The 17,646-nt window shown below is 70.3% G+C and carries 9 protein-coding genes, 1 tRNA gene and 1 rRNA gene; 10 read left to right on the top strand and 1 reads right to left on the bottom strand.

The window, feature by feature from the left end; all coding sequences use genetic code 11:
- The 3 genes from rrf to ACFVST_RS26050 all read left to right on the top strand — a co-directional run.
- Positions 1–94 (top strand): 5S ribosomal RNA (gene rrf / locus ACFVST_RS26060); the annotation flags it as partial.
- A 115-nt stretch (positions 95–209) separates the two neighbouring features.
- Positions 210–884, top strand: coding sequence for a DegT/DnrJ/EryC1/StrS family aminotransferase (locus ACFVST_RS26055; RefSeq protein WP_390156021.1), 675 nt, complete (start codon positions 210–212; stop codon positions 882–884).
- A gap of 82 nt (positions 885–966) precedes the next feature.
- Positions 967–1,039, top strand: a tRNA-Thr gene (locus ACFVST_RS26050).
- A gap of 118 nt (positions 1,040–1,157) precedes the next feature.
- Here the strand turns inward: ACFVST_RS26050 and ACFVST_RS26045 are convergent.
- Complete coding sequence (locus tag ACFVST_RS26045; RefSeq protein WP_390156018.1) at positions 1,158–3,779, bottom strand: SpoIIE family protein phosphatase; 2,622 nt, start codon at positions 3,777–3,779, stop codon at positions 1,158–1,160.
- A 484-nt stretch (positions 3,780–4,263) separates the two neighbouring features.
- Between ACFVST_RS26045 and ACFVST_RS26040 the strand changes: the two genes are divergently transcribed.
- The 7 genes from ACFVST_RS26040 to ACFVST_RS26010 all read left to right on the top strand — a co-directional run bounded on the left by ACFVST_RS26040 (position 4,264) and on the right by ACFVST_RS26010 (position 17,567).
- On the top strand, positions 4,264–9,759 hold the full coding sequence (locus ACFVST_RS26040; protein WP_390156017.1) for a HAMP domain-containing protein: 5,496 nt from the start codon (positions 4,264–4,266) through the stop codon (positions 9,757–9,759).
- Between the two features lie 298 nt (positions 9,760–10,057).
- Positions 10,058–10,729 carry a two-component system response regulator gene (locus ACFVST_RS26035; RefSeq protein WP_390156016.1) on the top strand — a complete coding sequence of 224 codons (672 nt, stop codon included), beginning with the start codon at positions 10,058–10,060 and terminating at the stop codon, positions 10,727–10,729.
- 166 nt (positions 10,730–10,895) lie between these two features.
- On the top strand, positions 10,896–13,661 hold the full coding sequence (locus ACFVST_RS26030; RefSeq protein WP_390156015.1) for a DNA translocase FtsK: 2,766 nt from the start codon (positions 10,896–10,898) through the stop codon (positions 13,659–13,661).
- 228 nt (positions 13,662–13,889) lie between these two features.
- Positions 13,890–14,765, top strand: a complete 876-nt coding sequence (locus ACFVST_RS26025; RefSeq protein WP_390156020.1) for a helix-turn-helix domain-containing protein — start codon at positions 13,890–13,892, stop codon at positions 14,763–14,765.
- Between the two features lie 92 nt (positions 14,766–14,857).
- A complete protein-coding gene (rimO, locus tag ACFVST_RS26020) occupies positions 14,858–16,372 on the top strand; it encodes a 30S ribosomal protein S12 methylthiotransferase RimO (protein WP_390156014.1) in 1,515 nt (504 codons plus the stop codon).
- Positions 16,369–17,046, top strand: coding sequence for a CDP-diacylglycerol--glycerol-3-phosphate 3-phosphatidyltransferase (pgsA, locus tag ACFVST_RS26015; RefSeq protein WP_390156013.1), 678 nt, complete (start codon positions 16,369–16,371; stop codon positions 17,044–17,046). Before rimO ends, pgsA begins: the two co-directional genes overlap by 4 nt.
- Positions 17,043–17,567, top strand: a complete 525-nt coding sequence (locus ACFVST_RS26010) for a CinA family protein (protein WP_390156012.1) — start codon at positions 17,043–17,045, stop codon at positions 17,565–17,567. The genes pgsA and ACFVST_RS26010 overlap by 4 nt, the downstream gene beginning before the upstream one ends.
- The last annotated feature ends 79 nt before the right edge of the window (positions 17,568–17,646 follow it).

Below are 17,646 nucleotides of genomic sequence, written 5' to 3'. Positions count from 1 at the left end.
AACGCCCGGTTACATTTCGAACCCGGAAGCTAAGCCTTACAGCGCCGATGGTACTGCAGGGGGGACCCTGTGGGAGAGTAGGACGCCGCCGAACAATCTTTAGAAGAGCTGGTTCTGGAACTTCGGTTCCGGGACCAGCTCTTTTTTGTTGGGTGTCACGTGCTGTTCATATGGGGCGGTCAGGATCCGTGCTCATGGGGACAGTTGAACTGCTGCGAGCCGCAGGCATCAGGAGCGGTGACGAGGTGATCGTGCCGGCTTTCGGCAACGTCGAGTTGGCGGAGGCCGTCGCTCTCACCGGTGCGGTGCCCGTTTTCGCGGACATAGATCCGGTGACGTACTGCCTTGATCCCGATGCGGTGGCCGGGGCGGTGACTTCTCGGACGGGTGCCGTGGTGGCCGTGCATCGCTTCGGGCGGCCCGCTGAGATGGTGTCGCTGTATGAACTGGGGCGGCGGCAGGGGCTGTTGGTGCTGGAGCGCTCCGAAGAGGTCGGTGCCGGCGGGGAAGCGGCGGCGGTGGAGTTGGCGCGGCGGCGTGGGAACGCGGCTCTGCTGGATGCGAAGCTCAACGGGGTCCGCACACCTGCCGGTTGTCCCGGGCACAGCTATCGGCAGTATGTGGTGCGGGTGCCCGGTAATGGGCGGCCGGACCGGGACGCCTTTGCGTGGACGCTGCGTGGGCGGGGAGTCGAGTGCAGGGTGCCCGTGAAGACGCCGGTGCATCGGCTGCCCGAGTACCGGCGGAATGTGCGTCTGCCGGAGACCGAGCGTGCCGCTGATGAGACGCTGGCGCTGCCGGTGGACGCCCGGTTGGGGCGGCGGGATATGCAGCGGATCGCCGCTGCCTGCAACGCACTTGGCGGTCTTCTTCAGCCGGCCTGAGGGGTGTGCTGCGGTTGGGAGCACAGCGTTGTTCAGGGTATGATTTCGATCGTTGCCGGGGAGCAGTCAGCCCAGGTGGCAGGCCCCTATAGCTCAGTCGGCAGAGCGTCTCCATGGTAAGGAGAAGGTCAACGGTTCGATTCCGTTTGGGGGCTCCGGAGTAGCAGAGAGAAGGCCTTCACCCGGTAAGGGTGGGGGCCTTTTCTCGTGTAGGAAGAGTTGAGCAGGCGGCCGGGCCGTGCGGGTGCACGGCCCGGGCAATGGGCCGCGGTCTCAGTCGTGTCGGGGCTCCGGTACGCGCATGGCGAGGATGGCCATGTCGTCGGAGGGGGCATCGGAGGCGAAGCGTTCCACCGCGCGCAGGATGCGGGCGGCGACCGCTCCCGCGGTGAGGCCGGTGCAGGTGGTGAGGACCTCGGTGAGGCCGTCGTCGCCCAACATGCGGGCGCCCTCGCGGCGTTCCGTCACGCCGTCCGTGACGCAGAGCAGGACGTCGCCCGGGTCCAGGGTCACCGTCTGCTCGTACAGGTCCAGGTCGTCCATCACGCCGAGGAGGGGCTGGGGTTCGGCGGCGGGTTCCACGGAGCCGTCCTGGCGGAGGCGGAGGGGGAGCGGGTGGCCGGCGCAGACCACCTTCAGTTCGGCGCCGCCGTCCTCCTTGGGCCACAGCTCGCCGTAGAGCAGGGTGAGGAAGCGGCTGCGGGCGCCCTCGTCGAGGATGGCGGCGTTGAGTCGCTCCAGGACGGCGGGGCCGCCGAAGCCCTCGCGGGCCAGCAGTCGCAGGGCGTGCCGGGCGAGTCCGGTGACGGCGGCCGCCTCGGGGCCGGTGCCGCAGACGTCGCCGATGGCGAAGCCGTAGGCGCCGTCGCGGATGGGGAAGAGGTCGTAGAAGTCGCCGCCGACCTCGTTGCCCTCGCCGGCCGCGCGGTAGATGACCTCGACCTCGACGCCGGGTACGTCCGGCAACTCCGGTGGGAGCAGGCTGCGTTGGAGGGACTGGGAGATCGCGGTGCGTTCCGAGTAGAGGCGGGCGTTGTCGAGGGCGAGGGCGGCCCGGCGGGAGAGGTCCTCGGCCAGTTCCAGGATCTCCTGGCGGAAGTGGTCGTCGGAGGGTTTGCCGAGGGTGAGCATTCCGATGACGCGGTTGCGGGCGACCAGCGGCAGGACGACCGTCTCGCCGCCGACCGCGGCGGCCGTCGCCAGGGTGGGGCCGATGCCGGTGTTGACGGTGGCGGGCTCGCCCAGGCCGAGGCTGCGCATGGAGGTGCGCAGTGCCGCCTGGTGGGCCTCCTCCGCGGGCGCCGACCAGACGCGGGCGCCGGGGGCGGGCACCGGGTCCGGGGGTGCGATGCGGGCGAGCAGTGCTTTCAGGCCGTCGATCCTTTCCTCGTCCTCGTGCAGGACGTAGGAGAGGTAGGGCTCGGAGGACTGGTCGGCGATGGTGTAGACGGCGCACCAGGTGGCGAGGGTGGGGACCGTCATCTGGGCCATCAGCGCCAGCGTCTGGTCCCGGTCCAGGGTGCCGGCGAGCAGGTCGGAGGCCTCGACCAGGAAGGAGAGGGAGCCGCGGCGGAGCCGTTCCAGTTCGCCGAGGCGGGCGGACTCCACGGCGAGGGCGATCCGGTCGGCGGCGAACTGGAGGCGCAGCGCCTCCTCGTTGGAGTAGCGGTGCGGGGCTTCGGCGGCCACGCCGAGGGAGCCGGTGAGGCGGCCCTCGACCTTGAGCGGGACGGTGACCACGGAGCGCATCCCGGTGCCGCCGAGGAGGGGGACGGCGCCCGGTACGACGGTGAGGTCCTCGTGGACGGCGGGCATCCGGGCGGAGCCGTAGCGGCCGGGGCCGGCTTCGACGGGGACGCGGGCGAAGCGCTGCCGGGCGGAGGGCAGGCCGGTGGAGGCGCGGACCTCCAGCTCCGTCTCGTCGTCGGTGGCGAGGAGGAGGAAGGCGGCGTCCGCGTCGAGCATGTCGCGGGCGCGTTCTACGGTGCGCTGGAGCAGGCCGTCGAGGTCGTCCGGGGCGGGCGAGCCGATGAAGACCTCGAACGGGTCGGCGGTCTGGGACTCGGCGGGGGCGGTGGCTTCCGCGGCGGTGGAGCGCAGCGGGGTCTGGAGGACGGCGCGCTCGTGGTCGCGTACCAGGAGGCAGACGGTGGAGGGCTCGCCGTTGCTGTCGCGGACGCGGAGGTGGGAGGCGTAGACGGGGGTGACGCGGCCGGTGGCGCCGCGGATGCCGTAACTGCCTTCCCAGCGGGAGAGTTGGAGGGCGTCGGCGATGCCGGTGCTGGTGCCGGGGGTGTGGGGCCAGGCGGCGAAGTCGGTGAGGGGCTTGCCGATGACCTGTTCCTGAGTGTGGCCGAAAAGCTCCCCCGCGTCGTCGTTCCAGGAGGTGATGGAGCTGCCGCCGTCCAGCTGGATGACGGCGACGCGGACCCGTCCCTCGGCCAGCGGCAGTACGGCGGTGGGGAGGAGGGGGCCGGCGGTGCGGGTGCCCACGGGGCGGTCCGGCAGGTCGAGTTGGAACCAGACCTGCTTGTGGGTGGGCGTGTACTCGACGCCCCAGCGGGTGGCGAGGGCCGCGCAGAGCTGGAGGCCGCGGCCGCCCTCGCGGTCGGGGGTGCCCATGTCGATGGCGGAGTGCTGGACCGGGATCTCGCGTTCCGGGTAGCGGTCGCGTACTTCGATGCGGACCCGGTCCTCGGTGCGCAGGCAGCGCACTTCGGCGGCGGTGCCGGCGTGCACCACCGCGTTGGTGACCAGTTCGCTGGTGAGGACCACCGCGTCGTCGACGATGTCGCTGAAGCCCCAGCCCTGCAGGGTGTCGCGGACGAAGGAGCGGGCCGTGGCGACGGAGCGTCCGACCGGTTCGAAGGTGGCGGCCGCGCGCGCGGTGATCACAGAACTCCCCATGGTGTCGGTGCCCCCTGGCCGGTGTCCGGCGGGCGGGCGGCCGCCGCGGTCCGGGCGCCGCGGTGTCCGCCGTCGGACACGCTGCTTCGTACGACAGGTTAGTGGGCGGGCGGTCCGGTGTTCAGGGGCATCCCCGGACGAGGTGACCGGATCGTTCTGCGGAGGGCGAACCGGCCCCCTCGGGCCCTCCGCGGAGGTGCACACTCCGTATGTCCGGGCGCGGTGGGACGGTCCTGTGGCGACGGGATCGGACTCTCCGCGATCGGATGGGAGCGGATCGGAGTTGGAGGCGCCGTACCGGGTAGCCGCCTCCAGGGCAGTGCTGCGTCCCGCCCTGCCCATGTGGGGTAACGAGGGGCGGTTCTGTGAGGTTACGTTGGTGACGGACCCGGTGGAGCCTCGGAATGGAACACTGGGAGAGGCTCCCGCGGGAGCAGCCGAGCACAAGGTCGACCCCTTCGGGAGGGACACGGTGGAGTCTGGCGCAGCGACGCGGGGCACTGGCACGCGCGCGGAAGGCGGACAGCCCCCGAAGAAACCGCGGGGGTCGCGGTCCGGGACGACCGCGGTGGACACGGCTGCCCTGAACCGGCTGCTGGCCGGTCTGGTGGCGATGCGGGACGGCAACTTCCGCAAGCGGCTCACGGTTTCCGGTGACGGGGTCATGGCGGAGATCGCCGCGGTGTTCAACGAGGTCGCCGAGCGGAATGTGCATCTGACGGGCGAGCTGTCCCGGGTGCGGCGGGTCGTGGGCCGGGACGGGAAGCTTACCGAGCGGCTGGAGGCCGGTGCCGGTGAGGGGTCCTGGGCGGCGGCGATCAAGGCGTCCAACGCGCTGGTCGATGATCTGGTGCGGCCGGTGTCCGAGGTGAGCCGGGTGCTGTCGGCGGTGGCCGAGGGCGATCTGGAGCAGCGGATGGAGCTGCGGGCGCAGGAGTCGGACGGCCGGGACCATCCGCTGCGCGGCGAGTTCCTCAAGGTGGGCCGTACCGTCAACAACCTGGTCGACCAACTCTCCACGTTCACCGACGAGGTGACGCGGGTGGCGAGCGAGGTCGGTACCGAGGGCAAGCTGGGCGGGCAGGCCCGGGTGCGCGGGATGTCCGGTTCGTGGAAGGACCTGACGGACTCGGTCAACACCATGGCGTACCGGCTGACGGCGCAGGTGCGGGACATCGCGCTGGTGACGACGGCGGTGGCCAAGGGCGATCTGTCGCGGAAGGTCACCGTCCATGTGGCCGGTGAGATGGCGGAGTTGAAGAACACCGTCAACACCATGGTGGATCAGCTCTCGTCGTTCTCCTCCGAGGTGACGCGCGTTGCCCGGGAGGTGGGCACCGAGGGCGAGTTGGGCGGGCAGGCCCGGGTGCCGGGGGTGGCCGGGGTGTGGAAGGACCTCACCGACTCGGTGAATCTGATGGCCGGCAATCTCACCGCGCAGGTGCGGGGGATCGCGCAGGTCACCACGGCCGTCGCGAGCGGCGATCTGTCGCAGAAGGTGACGGTGAGCGCCCGTGGCGAGGTGGCCCAGCTCGCGGAGACCATCAACCAGATGACGGAGACGCTGCGCACCTTCGCGGACGAGGTGACGCGGGTGGCGAACGAGGTCGGCGCGGAGGGCCGGCTCGGCGGTCAGGCCAATGTGCCGGGGGCCGCGGGGACTTGGAAGGATCTGACCGACTCCGTCAACACGGTGTTCCGGAATCTGACGACGCAGGTGCGGGACATCGCGGCGGTGACGACGGCGGTGGCCAACGGCGATCTCTCGCAGAAGGTCACGGTCGATGTCGCGGGCGAGATGCTGGAGTTGAAGAACACCGTCAACACGATGGTGGACCAGCTCTCCGCGTTCGGTTCCGAGGTGACGCGGGTGGCGCGGGAGGTCGGCGTCGAGGGCGAGTTGGGCGGCCAGGCGCAGGTGCCGGGGGCCGCGGGGACCTGGAAGGACCTGACCGATTCCGTCAACACGGCGTTCCGCAACCTCACCGGCCAGGTGCGCAATATCGCTCAGGTGACGACGGCGGTGGCCAACGGCGATCTGTCGCAGAAGGTCACCGTGGATGTGTCCGGTGAGATGCTCCAGCTCAAGAACACCGTGAACACCATGGTGGACCAGCTCTCCAGCTTCGCCGACCAGGTGACGCGGATGGCGCGGGACGTGGGCACCGAGGGCCGCCTCGGCGGTCAGGCCCGGGTGGACGGGGTGAGCGGCACCTGGCGGGAGTTGACCGATTCGGTCAACTTCATGGCGGGGAACCTGACTTCGCAGGTGCGGCAGATCGCCCAGGTGACGACGGCGGTGGCGCGCGGTGACCTGTCGCAGAAGATCGATGTGGACGCGCGCGGCGAGATCCTGGAGCTGAAGAACACCATCAACACGATGGTCGACCAGCTCTCCGCGTTCGCGGACCAGGTGACCCGGGTGGCCCGCGAGGTGGGTACCGAGGGCCGGCTCGGCGGTCAGGCGCAGGTGCCGGGTGTGGCCGGGGTGTGGCGTGATTTGACCGACTCGGTGAACGGTATGGCGGGGAATCTGACCGCCCAGGTGCGCAATATCGCCCAGGTGGCCACGGCGGTGGCGCGGGGTGACCTGTCGCAGAAGATCGATGTGGATGCCCGGGGCGAGATCCTGGAGTTGAAGAACACCCTCAACACGATGGTGGATCAGCTCTCCGACTTCGCCGAGCAGGTGACGCGGGTGGCCCGTGAGGTGGGCACCGAGGGAATGCTCGGCGGCCAGGCCGAGGTGAAGGGCGTCTCCGGCACCTGGAAGGACCTCACCCAGTCCGTCAACTTCATGGCGAACAACCTCACCATGCAGGTGCGGAACATCGCCGAGGTGACGACGGCGGTGGCCAACGGCGACCTGTCGAAGAAGATCACCGTCGACGCCAAGGGCGAGATCCTCGAACTGGTCACCACCGTCAACACGATGGTGGACCAGCTCTCCAACTTCGCCGAGCAGGTCACCCGGGTCGCCCGGGAGGTGGGCACCGAGGGCAATCTGGGCGGTCAGGCGCGGGTGCCGGGTGTCACCGGCATCTGGAAGGACCTCAGCGACAACGTCAACCTGATGGCGAACAACCTGACCAGCCAGGTGCGGAACATCTCGCAGGTCGCCACGGCGGTCGCCAACGGCGATCTGACGAAGAAGGTCACCGTGGAGGCGCGGGGCGAGGTGGCGCAGCTCGCGGACACTGTCAACACCATGGTGAAGACGCTGTCCTCGTTCGCGGACCAGGTGACGCGGGTGGCCCGGGAGGTGGGCACGGATGGCATCCTCGGCGGTCAGGCGCGGGTGCCGGGGGTGTCCGGCACCTGGAAGGACCTCACCGAGTCGGTGAACGGGATGGCGTCCAATCTGACCGGTCAGGTGCGCAATATCGCCATGGTCACCACGGCCATCGCCAAGGGCGATCTCACCAAGAAGATCGACATCGATGCGCGGGGCGAGATCCTGGAGCTGAAGACCACCATCAACACCATGGTGGACCAGCTCTCCAGCTTCGCCGAGCAGGTGACCCGGGTGGCCCGCGAGGTGGGCACCGAGGGGCAGTTGGGCGGCCAGGCCCGGGTGCGGGACGTGGACGGCACCTGGCGGGATCTGACCGAGTCGGTGAACGAGATGGCGGGGAACCTCACCCGGCAGGTGCGGGCCATCGCCGCCGTCGCCACCGCGGTGACCCGCGGGGACCTCAACCTCAAGATCGATGTGGACGCCGCGGGCGAGATCCAGGTCCTCCAGGACAACATCAACACGATGATCGCCAACCTCCGCGACACCACCATCGCCAACAAGGAGCAGGACTGGCTCAAGGGCAATCTGGCCCGGATCTCCGGCCTGATGCAGGGCCGCCGGGACCTGGACGACGTGGCCTCGCTGATCATGAGCGAGCTGACGCCGGTGGTCTCCGCGCAGCACGGCGCGTTCTTCGTCGCCCAGTCCACCGACGACGCCCAGGACCAGGTGACGGCCGGCGACGACCGGTACGAGCTGCGGATGCTCGGCTCGTACGGGTACTCGATGGGGTCGATGCCGACGTCGTTCCGGCCGGGGGAGACGCTGATCGGGACGGCGGCGATGGAGAAGCGGACCATCCTGGTGGAGAACGTGCCGCCGGGCTATCTCAAGATCGCCTCCGGGCTGGGTGAGGCGCCGCCCGCACATGTCATCGTGCTGCCGGTGATCTTCGACGGCACGGTGCTGGGGGTGATCGAACTGGCCTCGTTCCAGCCGTTCACGGACATCCAGAAGGACTTCCTGAGCCAGATCGCGGAGATGATCGCCACCAGCGTCAACACCATCAGCGTCAACACCAAGACCGAGGTGCTGCTGAAGCAGTCGCAGGAGCTGACCGAGCAACTGCGGGAGCGGTCAGCGGAGTTGGAGAGCCGGCAGAAGGCGCTCCAGGACTCCAACGCCGAACTGGAGGAGAAGGCCGAGCTGTTGGCCCGGCAGAACCGCGACATCGAGGTGAAGAACACCGAGATCGAGGAGGCCCGGCAGGTCCTGGAGGAGCGCGCCGAGCAACTCGCGGTGTCCATGCGGTACAAGAGCGAGTTCCTGGCGAACATGTCGCACGAGCTGCGCACGCCGCTCAACTCACTGCTGATCCTGGCCAAGTTGCTCGCCGACAACGCGGAGGGCAATCTCTCGCCCAAGCAGGTCGAGTTCGCCGAGACCATCCACGGCGCGGGCTCCGACCTGCTCCAACTCATCAACGACATCCTCGACTTGACGAAGGTCGAGGCCGGCAAGATGGACGTCTCGCCGACCCGGATCTCGCTGGTGCAGCTCGTGGACTACGTGGAGGCCACCTTCCGCCCGCTGACCGCGGAGAAGGGCCTGGACTTCTCGGTACGGGTCTCGCCGGAGCTGCCCGCCACCCTGCACACCGACGAGCAGCGGCTGCTCCAGGTCCTGCGCAATCTGCTGTCCAACGCGGTGAAGTTCACCGACTCCGGCGCCGTGGAACTCGTCATCCGTACCGCGGGATCCGAGGTGCCGGTCGGCATCAGGGAGCAACTGCTGGAGACCGGCGCGCTCAGCGACCCGGACGCGGACCTGGTCGCGTTCTCCGTCACCGACACCGGGATCGGGATCGCGGCCAGCAAGATGCGCGTCATCTTCGAGGCGTTCAAGCAGGCCGACGGCACCACCAGCCGCAAGTACGGCGGTACCGGCCTCGGGCTGTCCATCAGCCGGGAGATCGCCCGGCTGCTCGGCGGCGAGATCCACGCGGCGAGCGAGACGGGCCGCGGTTCCACCTTCACGCTCTACCTCCCGCTGCACCCGGGCCCGATGCCCGGCGAGGGCTACCCGCAGCTCGCGTCCGCCGAATCGGGCGACGCCCAGGCCGAGTCCGCCCCGCGGGAGCGGACCCCGGACACCCCGGCCGAGGTGAAGTCGTACCAGGAGACGCAGACCGGTGCCGCGGCGCTGTTCCGGCGGCGCCGGCGGGCCGTGGCGCCGCCGCCCGAGCAGCCGGCGCTGCCCGCGCGGAGCAGCGAGGAAGCGCCCGCAGAGGCCGCGCCGCCCACCGTGCGGGAGGGCGAGCGGGCCGGCAGCGGGGAGCAGCCCCGGGCGGAGTTCGACGGTGAGAAGGTCCTCATCGTCGACGACGACATCCGCAATGTCTTCGCCCTCACCAGCGTCCTGGAGCAGCACGGACTGTCCGTGCTGTACGCGGAGAACGGCCGGGAGGGGATCGAGGTGCTGGAGCAGCACGACGATGTGGCCGTGGTGCTGATGGACATCATGATGCCGGAGATGGACGGCTATGCCACGACCAGTGCGATCCGGCGGATGCCGCAGTTCGCCGGGCTGCCCATCGTGGCGCTGACCGCGAAGGCGATGAAGGGGGACCGGGAGAAGGCCATCGAGTCCGGCGCCTCCGACTACGTCACCAAGCCCGTCGACCCCGATCATCTGCTCGTGGTCATGGCCCAGTGGATGCGCGGCCGGTGAGCGGCGTACGTTGGACGGGCGTGGTCGCGCCGCCGGCCGCCCCGCGCCCCGTCCCGTACGGCCCGGACCGACCTTCCGGAGTCGGCCGCTGACCGGGGAACCTTCACGGTTCCCGGCACGTCTGTGGTAAGTGCACAGTGACATCGCGGTGACAGGGTGTGGTGACGGGCGGGGTACGGCTACGATGACCGGCACAAGGACGGGCGGCGTAAGGGAGCCGTCCATCGGGGCGGATCCGACCACCGTCCCGCGTCCTTCGAAAAGGGGAGGCCCCACGCCGGGGCGAGGAGGGCGGGCCATGGTGCAGAAGGCCAAGATCCTCCTGGTCGATGACCGGCCGGAGAATCTGCTGGCGCTGGAGGCCATCCTCTCCGCGCTCGATCAGACGCTGGTGCGGGCATCGTCCGGGGAGGAAGCGCTGAAGGCGCTGCTGACGGACGACTTCGCGGTGATCCTGCTTGATGTGCAGATGCCGGGTATGGACGGGTTCGAGACGGCCGCGCACATCAAGCGGCGGGAGCGGACCCGGGACATCCCGATCATCTTCCTCACCGCCATCAACCACGGTCCCCACCACACCTTCCGCGGTTATGCGGCGGGCGCGGTGGACTACATCTCCAAGCCCTTCGACCCGTGGGTGCTGCGCGCCAAGGTCACCGTCTTCGTCGAGCTGTATATGAAGAACTGCAAACTCCGTGAGCAGGCTTCGTTGTTGCGGCTCCAGTTGGAGGGCGGCGGCAAGTCGCCGGTGGGCGGGGCCAGGGAGCCCGCGGGGCTGCTGGCCGAGCTGTCGGCGCGTCTGGCGGCGGTGGAGGAGCAGGCGGAGGCGCTTTCCAAGCAGCTCGACGACGACCAGGCGGACACCTCGGCGCTGGCCACCGCGGCCCATCTGGAGCGGAAGCTGACCGGTCTGCGCAAGGCGCTCGACGCCCTGGAGCCCGGCACCCCCCAGGTCCCCTCACAGAACTGACCGGCACCGACCTCCGTACCGGACCACCACCCCGGTCCCACTTCGGGGTGGCTGTCCCGTACGGAGGTTGACGGGTCGTCAGTTTCGGTCCGCGGGAGGGCGACACAGTCGGGTGAAGCGGTGGGCGCACGTGTCCGCCGTGCCCCACGACGGTAACCTCACCCCCATGGCCTCACGTCAGTCCGCAGCCAAGAAGACGCCCGCGAAGAAGGCGGCCTCGCCGGCGAAGGGCACCGCGAAGAAGGCCGCATCGCCCAAGCCGCCCGCCAAGAAGACCCCCGCCAAGAAGACCCCCGCCAAGAAGACCCCCGCCAAGAAGGCACCGGCCAAGAAGGCGGCCGCGAAGAAGTCCGCGCCGCGGCCCGCGCCCAGCCCGACGAACGGCGTCTACCGCCTGGCCCGCGCCCTCTGGCTGGGCACCGCACACACCGTTGGCGCCCTCTTCCGCGGTATAGGGCGCGGTGCCAAGGGCCTCGACCCGGCCCACCGCAAGGACGGCCTGGCCCTGCTGCTGCTCGGTGTCGCCCTGGTGGTCGCCGCCGGTACCTGGTCCAATCTGCACGGCCCCGTCGGTGACCTGGTCGAGATGCTGGTCACCGGCGCCTTCGGCCGGCTCGACCTGCTGGTGCCGATCCTCGTCGCGGCGGTCGCCGTCCGCCTCATCCGCCACCCCGAGCAGCCCGACGCCAACGGACGGATCGTCATCGGCCTGTCCGCGCTGGTCATCGGGATCCTCGGGCAGGTCCACCTGGCGTGCGGCGCGCCCGCCCGCAGCGACGGAATGCAGGCCATAAGGGACGCAGGCGGCCTCATCGGCTGGGCCGCCGCCACCCCCCTCACCTTCACCATGGGCGCGGTGCTCGCGGTGCCGCTGCTCCTGCTGCTCACCGTCTTCGGGCTGCTGGTGGTCACCGCCACCCCGGTCAACGCCATCCCGCAGCGGCTGCGGCTGCTCGGCACCCGCCTCGGCGTCGTCCAGCCCCCCGAGGACACCACCGAGGACGAGGCCATCGAGGCCACCGAGGACGACGAGCGGTACGAGGAGCAGTGGCGACAGGCGCTGCCCGCCCGCGGCAGGCGGCGCGGCCGCGCGGACGCCGTCGACCCCGAGGCCGCGGAGGCCGACGCCCTGAGCCGGCGCAGGAGCCGCCGCGGCAGCGGTCAGGAGGCCGCCGCGGCCCGCTCCATGGACGCCGTCGATGTGGCCGCCGCGGCCGCCGCCGATCTCGACGGCGCCGTACTGCACGGCCTGCCGCCGTCGCCGCTCGTCGCCGATCTCACCCAGGGCGTCAGTACCGACCCGAGGCCCGAGCAGACCACCCCGGTCCCTGCCGCCCGCGGCAGCCGGCCCGCCCCGGCCGACGCGGACTCCGCGCCGGTACCCGACCTCACCAAGGCCTCGCCCGACGCGCCCCGCGATCTGCCGCCGCGGGCAGAACAGCTCCAGCTCTCCGGGGACATCACCTACTCGCTGCCCTCGCTGGACCTGCTGGAGCGCGGCGGCCCCGGCAAGGCGCGCAGCGCCGCCAACGACGCCATAGTGGCCTCCCTGACCACCGTGTTCTCCGAGTTCAAGGTCGACGCGGCGGTCACCGGCTTCACCCGCGGCCCCACCGTCACCCGCTACGAGGTCGAACTCGGCCCCGCCGTCAAGGTCGAGCGGATCACCGCCCTCACCAAGAACATCGCCTACGCGGTCGCCAGCCCCGATGTGCGGATCATCAGCCCCATCCCCGGCAAGTCCGCCGTCGGCATCGAAATCCCCAACACCGACCGGGAGATGGTCAATCTCGGCGATGTGCTGCGGCTGGCCGACGCCGCGGAGGACGACCACCCCATGCTGGTGGCGCTCGGCAAGGACGTCGAGGGCGGCTACGTCATGGCCAACATGGCGAAGATGCCGCACATCCTGGTCGCCGGCGCCACCGGATCCGGCAAGTCCTCCTGCATCAACTGCCTGATCACCTCGATCATGGTGCGGGCCACCCCGGAGGACGTCCGGATGGTGCTGGTCGACCCCAAGCGGGTCGAACTCACCGCCTACGAAGGCATTCCGCACCTCATCACACCGATCATCACCAACCCCAAGCGCGCCGCGGAGGCCCTCCAGTGGGTCGTCCGCGAGATGGACCTGCGCTACGACGACCTCGCCGCCTACGGCTACCGCCATATCGACGACTTCAACGAGGCCGTCCGCAACGGGAAGGTGAAGCTCCCCGAGGGCAGCGAACGCGAACTCCAGCCCTATCCCTATCTGTTGGTGATCGTGGACGAGCTGGCCGACCTGATGATGGTCGCCCCCCGCGACGTCGAGGACGCCATCGTCCGCATCACCCAGCTCGCCCGCGCCGCCGGTATCCACCTGGTCCTCGCCACCCAGCGGCCCTCGGTGGACGTGGTCACCGGCCTGATCAAGGCCAACGTGCCCTCGCGGCTGGCCTTCGCGACCTCCTCGCTCGCCGACAGCCGCGTCATCCTCGACCAGCCCGGCGCCGAGAAGCTCATCGGCAAGGGCGACGGCCTCTTCCTGCCGATGGGCGCCAACAAACCGGTCCGTATGCAGGGCGCCTTCGTCACCGAGGCCGAGGTCGCCCAGGTCGTGCAGCACTGCAAGGACCAGATGGCGCCCGTCTTCCGTGACGACGTCACCGTCGGCGGCAAGCAGAAGAAGGAGATCGACGAGGAGATCGGCGACGACCTCGACCTGCTGTGCCAGGCCGCCGAACTCGTCGTCTCCACCCAGTTCGGCTCCACCTCGATGCTCCAGCGCAAGCTGCGCGTCGGCTTCGCGAAAGCGGGCCGCCTGATGGACCTGATGGAGTCGCGGAACATCGTCGGCCCCAGCGAGGGATCCAAGGCACGTGACGTTCTGGTGAAGGCCGACGAACTCGATGGAGTGCTCGCCGTGATCCGCGGGGAGGCTCAACTCTGAGGAAGCGCGCGGCCCGGCTCGGCAGAACCACCCGAACGAGACCTTGAGGCAACCGTTTCCCGTTGGCATACGTCAAGTTGAGGGGAGGGGCAGAACGTTTCCCCCTCCCCGCAGGCCGGGTGGCCATACCGATGGCGTACAAAGTCGGACCGCCCGGTTGCCCCGCACTTTCGCACCCCCCCTAGACTGAACCTCCAGCAGGTGGCTACACGCTCGAAAGGCGCCCCCGTGTCCATCGGCAACTCCCCTGAAGACGACCGCCCCCAGGCCGGCGACGAGCCCGGAGCGCACACGTCCGATGCGGACGACCGCCCCGCGCACACCGAGTCCGTCGGCCACACCCTGCGACAGGCCAGAATCGCCTCCGGCCGCACCGTCGACGACCTCAGCACCGTGACCCGGGTGCGGATCCCGATCGTGCACGCCATCGAGGACGACGACTTCAGCCGCTGCGGCGGCGATGTCTACGCCCGCGGGCACATCCGGTCCCTGGCGAACGCCCTCGGCCTGGACCCCGCGCCGCTGATCGCCCGCTTCGACGCCGAGCACGGCGGCCGCACCAACACCTCCCCGGCCACGCCCATGTTCGAGGCCGAGCGCATCCGGCCCGACCGCCGCCGGCCCAACTGGACCGCCGCCATGGTCGCCGCGATCGTCGCCGTCATCGGCTTCGTCGGCTTCACCCTGCTCAAGGGCAGCGACTCCGGCGGGTCCGACGACACCCAGGTCGCCGAGGGCTCCACCCCCGCCACCAGCAAACCGGCCGGCACCAAGCACGGCAGCCACAAGCCCGAGACGCCCAGGCCCGACCCCACCGACAGCGCCATCGCCGCCGCCCCGCGGGACAAGGTCACCGTCATGGTCAACGCCACCGACGGGCGCAGTTGGATCTCCGCCAAGGACCACAACGGCCGCCTGCTCTTCGATGGACTGCTGGAGCAGGGCCAGACCAAGACCTTCCAGGACAACCAGAAGATCGACCTGGTCCTCGGCGACGCCGGCTCCATCAAGCTCTTCGTCAACGGCAAGAAGATCGATGACGCCTTCCGCCCCGGTCAGGTCGAGCGCCTCTCGTACACCAAGGGCGATCCCCAAGCGGGTTGAGCCGTTTCGGCGCGTGGGTGAGCAGCGGATCTCCGCCCCGCGGGGAACCCTCGCGGGCCGGGCGGCCCGCACGACAAAGTAGTCTTGAGCCCATGCCTGAACGCCGCACCGTCGCTCTCGTCACACTCGGCTGCGCCCGTAACGAGGTGGACTCGGAGGAGCTCGCAGGCCGCTTGGAGGCGGACGGCTGGCAGCTCGTCGAGGACGCCCAGGAAGCGGACGTCGCCGTCGTCAACACCTGCGGTTTCGTGGAGGCCGCGAAGAAGGACTCCGTCGACGCCCTCCTCGAAGCCAACGACCTGAAGGGGCACGGCAGAACGCAGGCCGTGGTCGCCGTCGGCTGCATGGCCGAGCGCTACGGCAAGGAACTCGCCGACGCCCTCCCCGAAGCTGACGGAGTCCTCGGCTTCGACGACTACGCGGACATCTCCGACCGTCTCGGCACCATCCTCGGCGGCGGCGTCCACGCCCCCCACACTCCTCGCGACCGCCGCAAGCTGCTGCCGATCAGCCCGGCGGAACGCCAGCAGGCCGGCGAGCAGGTCGCCCTCCCCGGCCACGCCCCCGCGGCCGAGGCCCCCGCCGATCTGCCGGACGGTCTGGCGCCCGCCTCCGGCCCGCGCGCTCCGCTGCGCCGCCGCCTCGGCAGCTCGCCCGTCGCCTCGGTGAAGCTGGCCTCCGGCTGCGACCGGCGCTGCTCGTTCTGCGCCATCCCGTCCTTCCGCGGCTCCTTCATCTCCCGCCGCCCCTCCGACGTCCTGGGCGAGACCCGCTGGCTCGCCGAGCAGGGCGTCAAGGAGATCATGCTGGTCTCCGAGAACAACACCTCCTACGGCAAGGACCTCGGCGACATCCGGCTGCTGGAGACGCTGCTGCCCGAACTGGCCGCCGTCGACGGCATCGAGCGCGTCCGCGTCAGCTACCTCCAGCCCGCCGAGATGCGCCCCGGCCTGATCGACGTCCTGACCTCCACCGAGAAGGTCGCCCCCTACTTCGACCTGTCGTTCCAGCACTCGGCGTCCGACGTACTGCGCGCCATGCGCCGCTTCGGCGACACCGACCGCTTCCTCGGCCTGCTGGACGAGATCCGCACCCGCGCCCCCCAGGCCGGGGTGCGCTCCAACTTCATCGTCGGCTTCCCCGGCGAGAGCGAGGCCGACCTGGCCGAGTTGGAACGCTTCCTCACCCACGCCCGCCTCGACGCGATCGGTGTCTTCGGCTACTCCGACGAAGAGGGCACCGAGGCCGCCGGCTACCGGACCAAGGTCGACCAGGACGTGGTCGCCGAACGCCTGGCGCACATCTCCCGGTTGGCCGACGAACTCACCTCGCAGCGCGCCGAGGAGCGCGTCGGGGAACGCCTGGAGGTGCTGGTGGAATCGCCCGGCGACGGCGAGGAGCCGGCCGTGGGCCGCGCCGCCCACCAGGCGCCGGAGACCGACGGGCAGGTGCTCTTCACCGACGCGAGCGGACTGGCCGCCGGCGACATGGTGGGGGCCAAGGCCATCGGCACCGAGGGCGTCGACCTGGTCGCGGAGACCGCGGAGATCCTGGACGCGGCCGCCCCGGCCGACCGGCCCGGATGTTCCGAGGGGGCGGCCAGATGACCCCGGTGCCGGCGCCCGCCGCAGGTGCCTCCGGCCGGCCCGCGCCCGGTGGCAAGCTCGGCGCCGCCGCGGTCAACCAGGCGAGCATCTGGAACATCGCCAATCTGCTCACCATGTTCCGCCTCGCGCTGGTCCCCGCCTTCGTCGCGCTGATGCTGGCCGACGGCGGCTATGACCCGGCCTGGCGCTCGGTGGCCTGGGCGGCCTTCGCCGTCGCCATGATCACCGACCTGTTCGACGGGCATCTGGCCCGTACGTACAACCTGGTCACCGACTTCGGGAAGATCGCGGACCCGATCGCGGACAAGGCGATCATGGGGGCCGCGCTGATCTGCCTGTCCGCGCTCGGCGATCTGCCCTGGTGGGTCACGACCGTCATCCTCGGCCGGGAACTCGGCATCACCCTGCTGCGGTTCCTGGTGATCCGCTACGGCGTCATCCCGGCCAGCCGCGGCGGCAAACTCAAGACCCTCACCCAGGGCACCGCCGTCGGCATGTACGTCCTGGCGCTGACCGGGCCGCTGGCCACGCTGCGGTTCTGGGTGATGGCGGTGGCGGTGGTACTGACCGTGGTGACCGGACTCGACTATGTGAAACAGGCCATAGTGCTGCGGCGCCAGGGCCTGGCCGAGCGCCGGGCCGCGGCCGGGAGCGGTGAGGAGCCCGCCTCGTGAACGGTCCGGCCGCCGAGGCACTGAGACTGCTGGTGGAACGGGGTGAGACCCTCGCCGTCGCCGAGTCGCTCACCGGAGGACTGGTCGCCGCAGAGATCACCGCGACCCCCGGCGCCTCCCGCGCCTTCCGCGGCTCGGTCACCGCCTACGCCACCGAACTCAAAACGCGCCTGCTGGGTGTGGACGGGGCGCTGCTGGCGGCCCGGGGCGCGGTGGACGGGCAGGTCGCAGGGCAGATGGCGGCCGGAGTACGGGCCGCGCTCGGCGCCGACTGGGGCGCGGCCACCACCGGAGTCGCCGGACCCGAACCCCAGGACGGGCAGCCGGTGGGCACCGTTTTCGTGGCCGTGGAAGGACCTTCGGGCCGGGGGAAAACCGCCGCATTGCGATTGAACGGCGATCGTGCGGAAATCCGTAGGGAGAGTGTGCGCGGCGTACTGGGGCTGCTGCTGGAGCAGTTGTCAGGCGAACACCCGGACAATGAACGGCCACAGGACAGGGAAGAGAACGGGGGGACTTGATGTTTGCAGCCCTGAGTGAACACGACATCGCTCCCCGCACGGCCGCGGCACGAGGCGGTACGGTGGGGCGTGAAGGATG

It is taken from the genome of Streptomyces sp. NPDC058045 (assembly GCF_042885635.1).
GTDB lineage: Bacteria > Actinomycetota > Actinomycetes > Streptomycetales > Streptomycetaceae > Streptomyces.
This window is presented reverse-complemented; position numbering and strand designations above follow the sequence as displayed.

What these genes read in the sequence shown, in the direction of transcription:
- pgsA (WP_390156013.1), top strand. Translation starts at nt 16,369, where the DNA reads ATGACCCCGGTGCCGGCGCCCGCCGCAGGTGCCTCCGGCCGGCCCGCG.
- ACFVST_RS26035 (WP_390156016.1), top strand. Translation starts at nt 10,058, where the DNA reads ATGGTGCAGAAGGCCAAGATCCTCCTGGTCGATGACCGGCCGGAGAAT.
- ACFVST_RS26030 (WP_390156015.1), top strand. Translation starts at nt 10,896, where the DNA reads ATGGCCTCACGTCAGTCCGCAGCCAAGAAGACGCCCGCGAAGAAGGCG.
- rimO (WP_390156014.1), top strand. Translation starts at nt 14,858, where the DNA reads ATGCCTGAACGCCGCACCGTCGCTCTCGTCACACTCGGCTGCGCCCGT.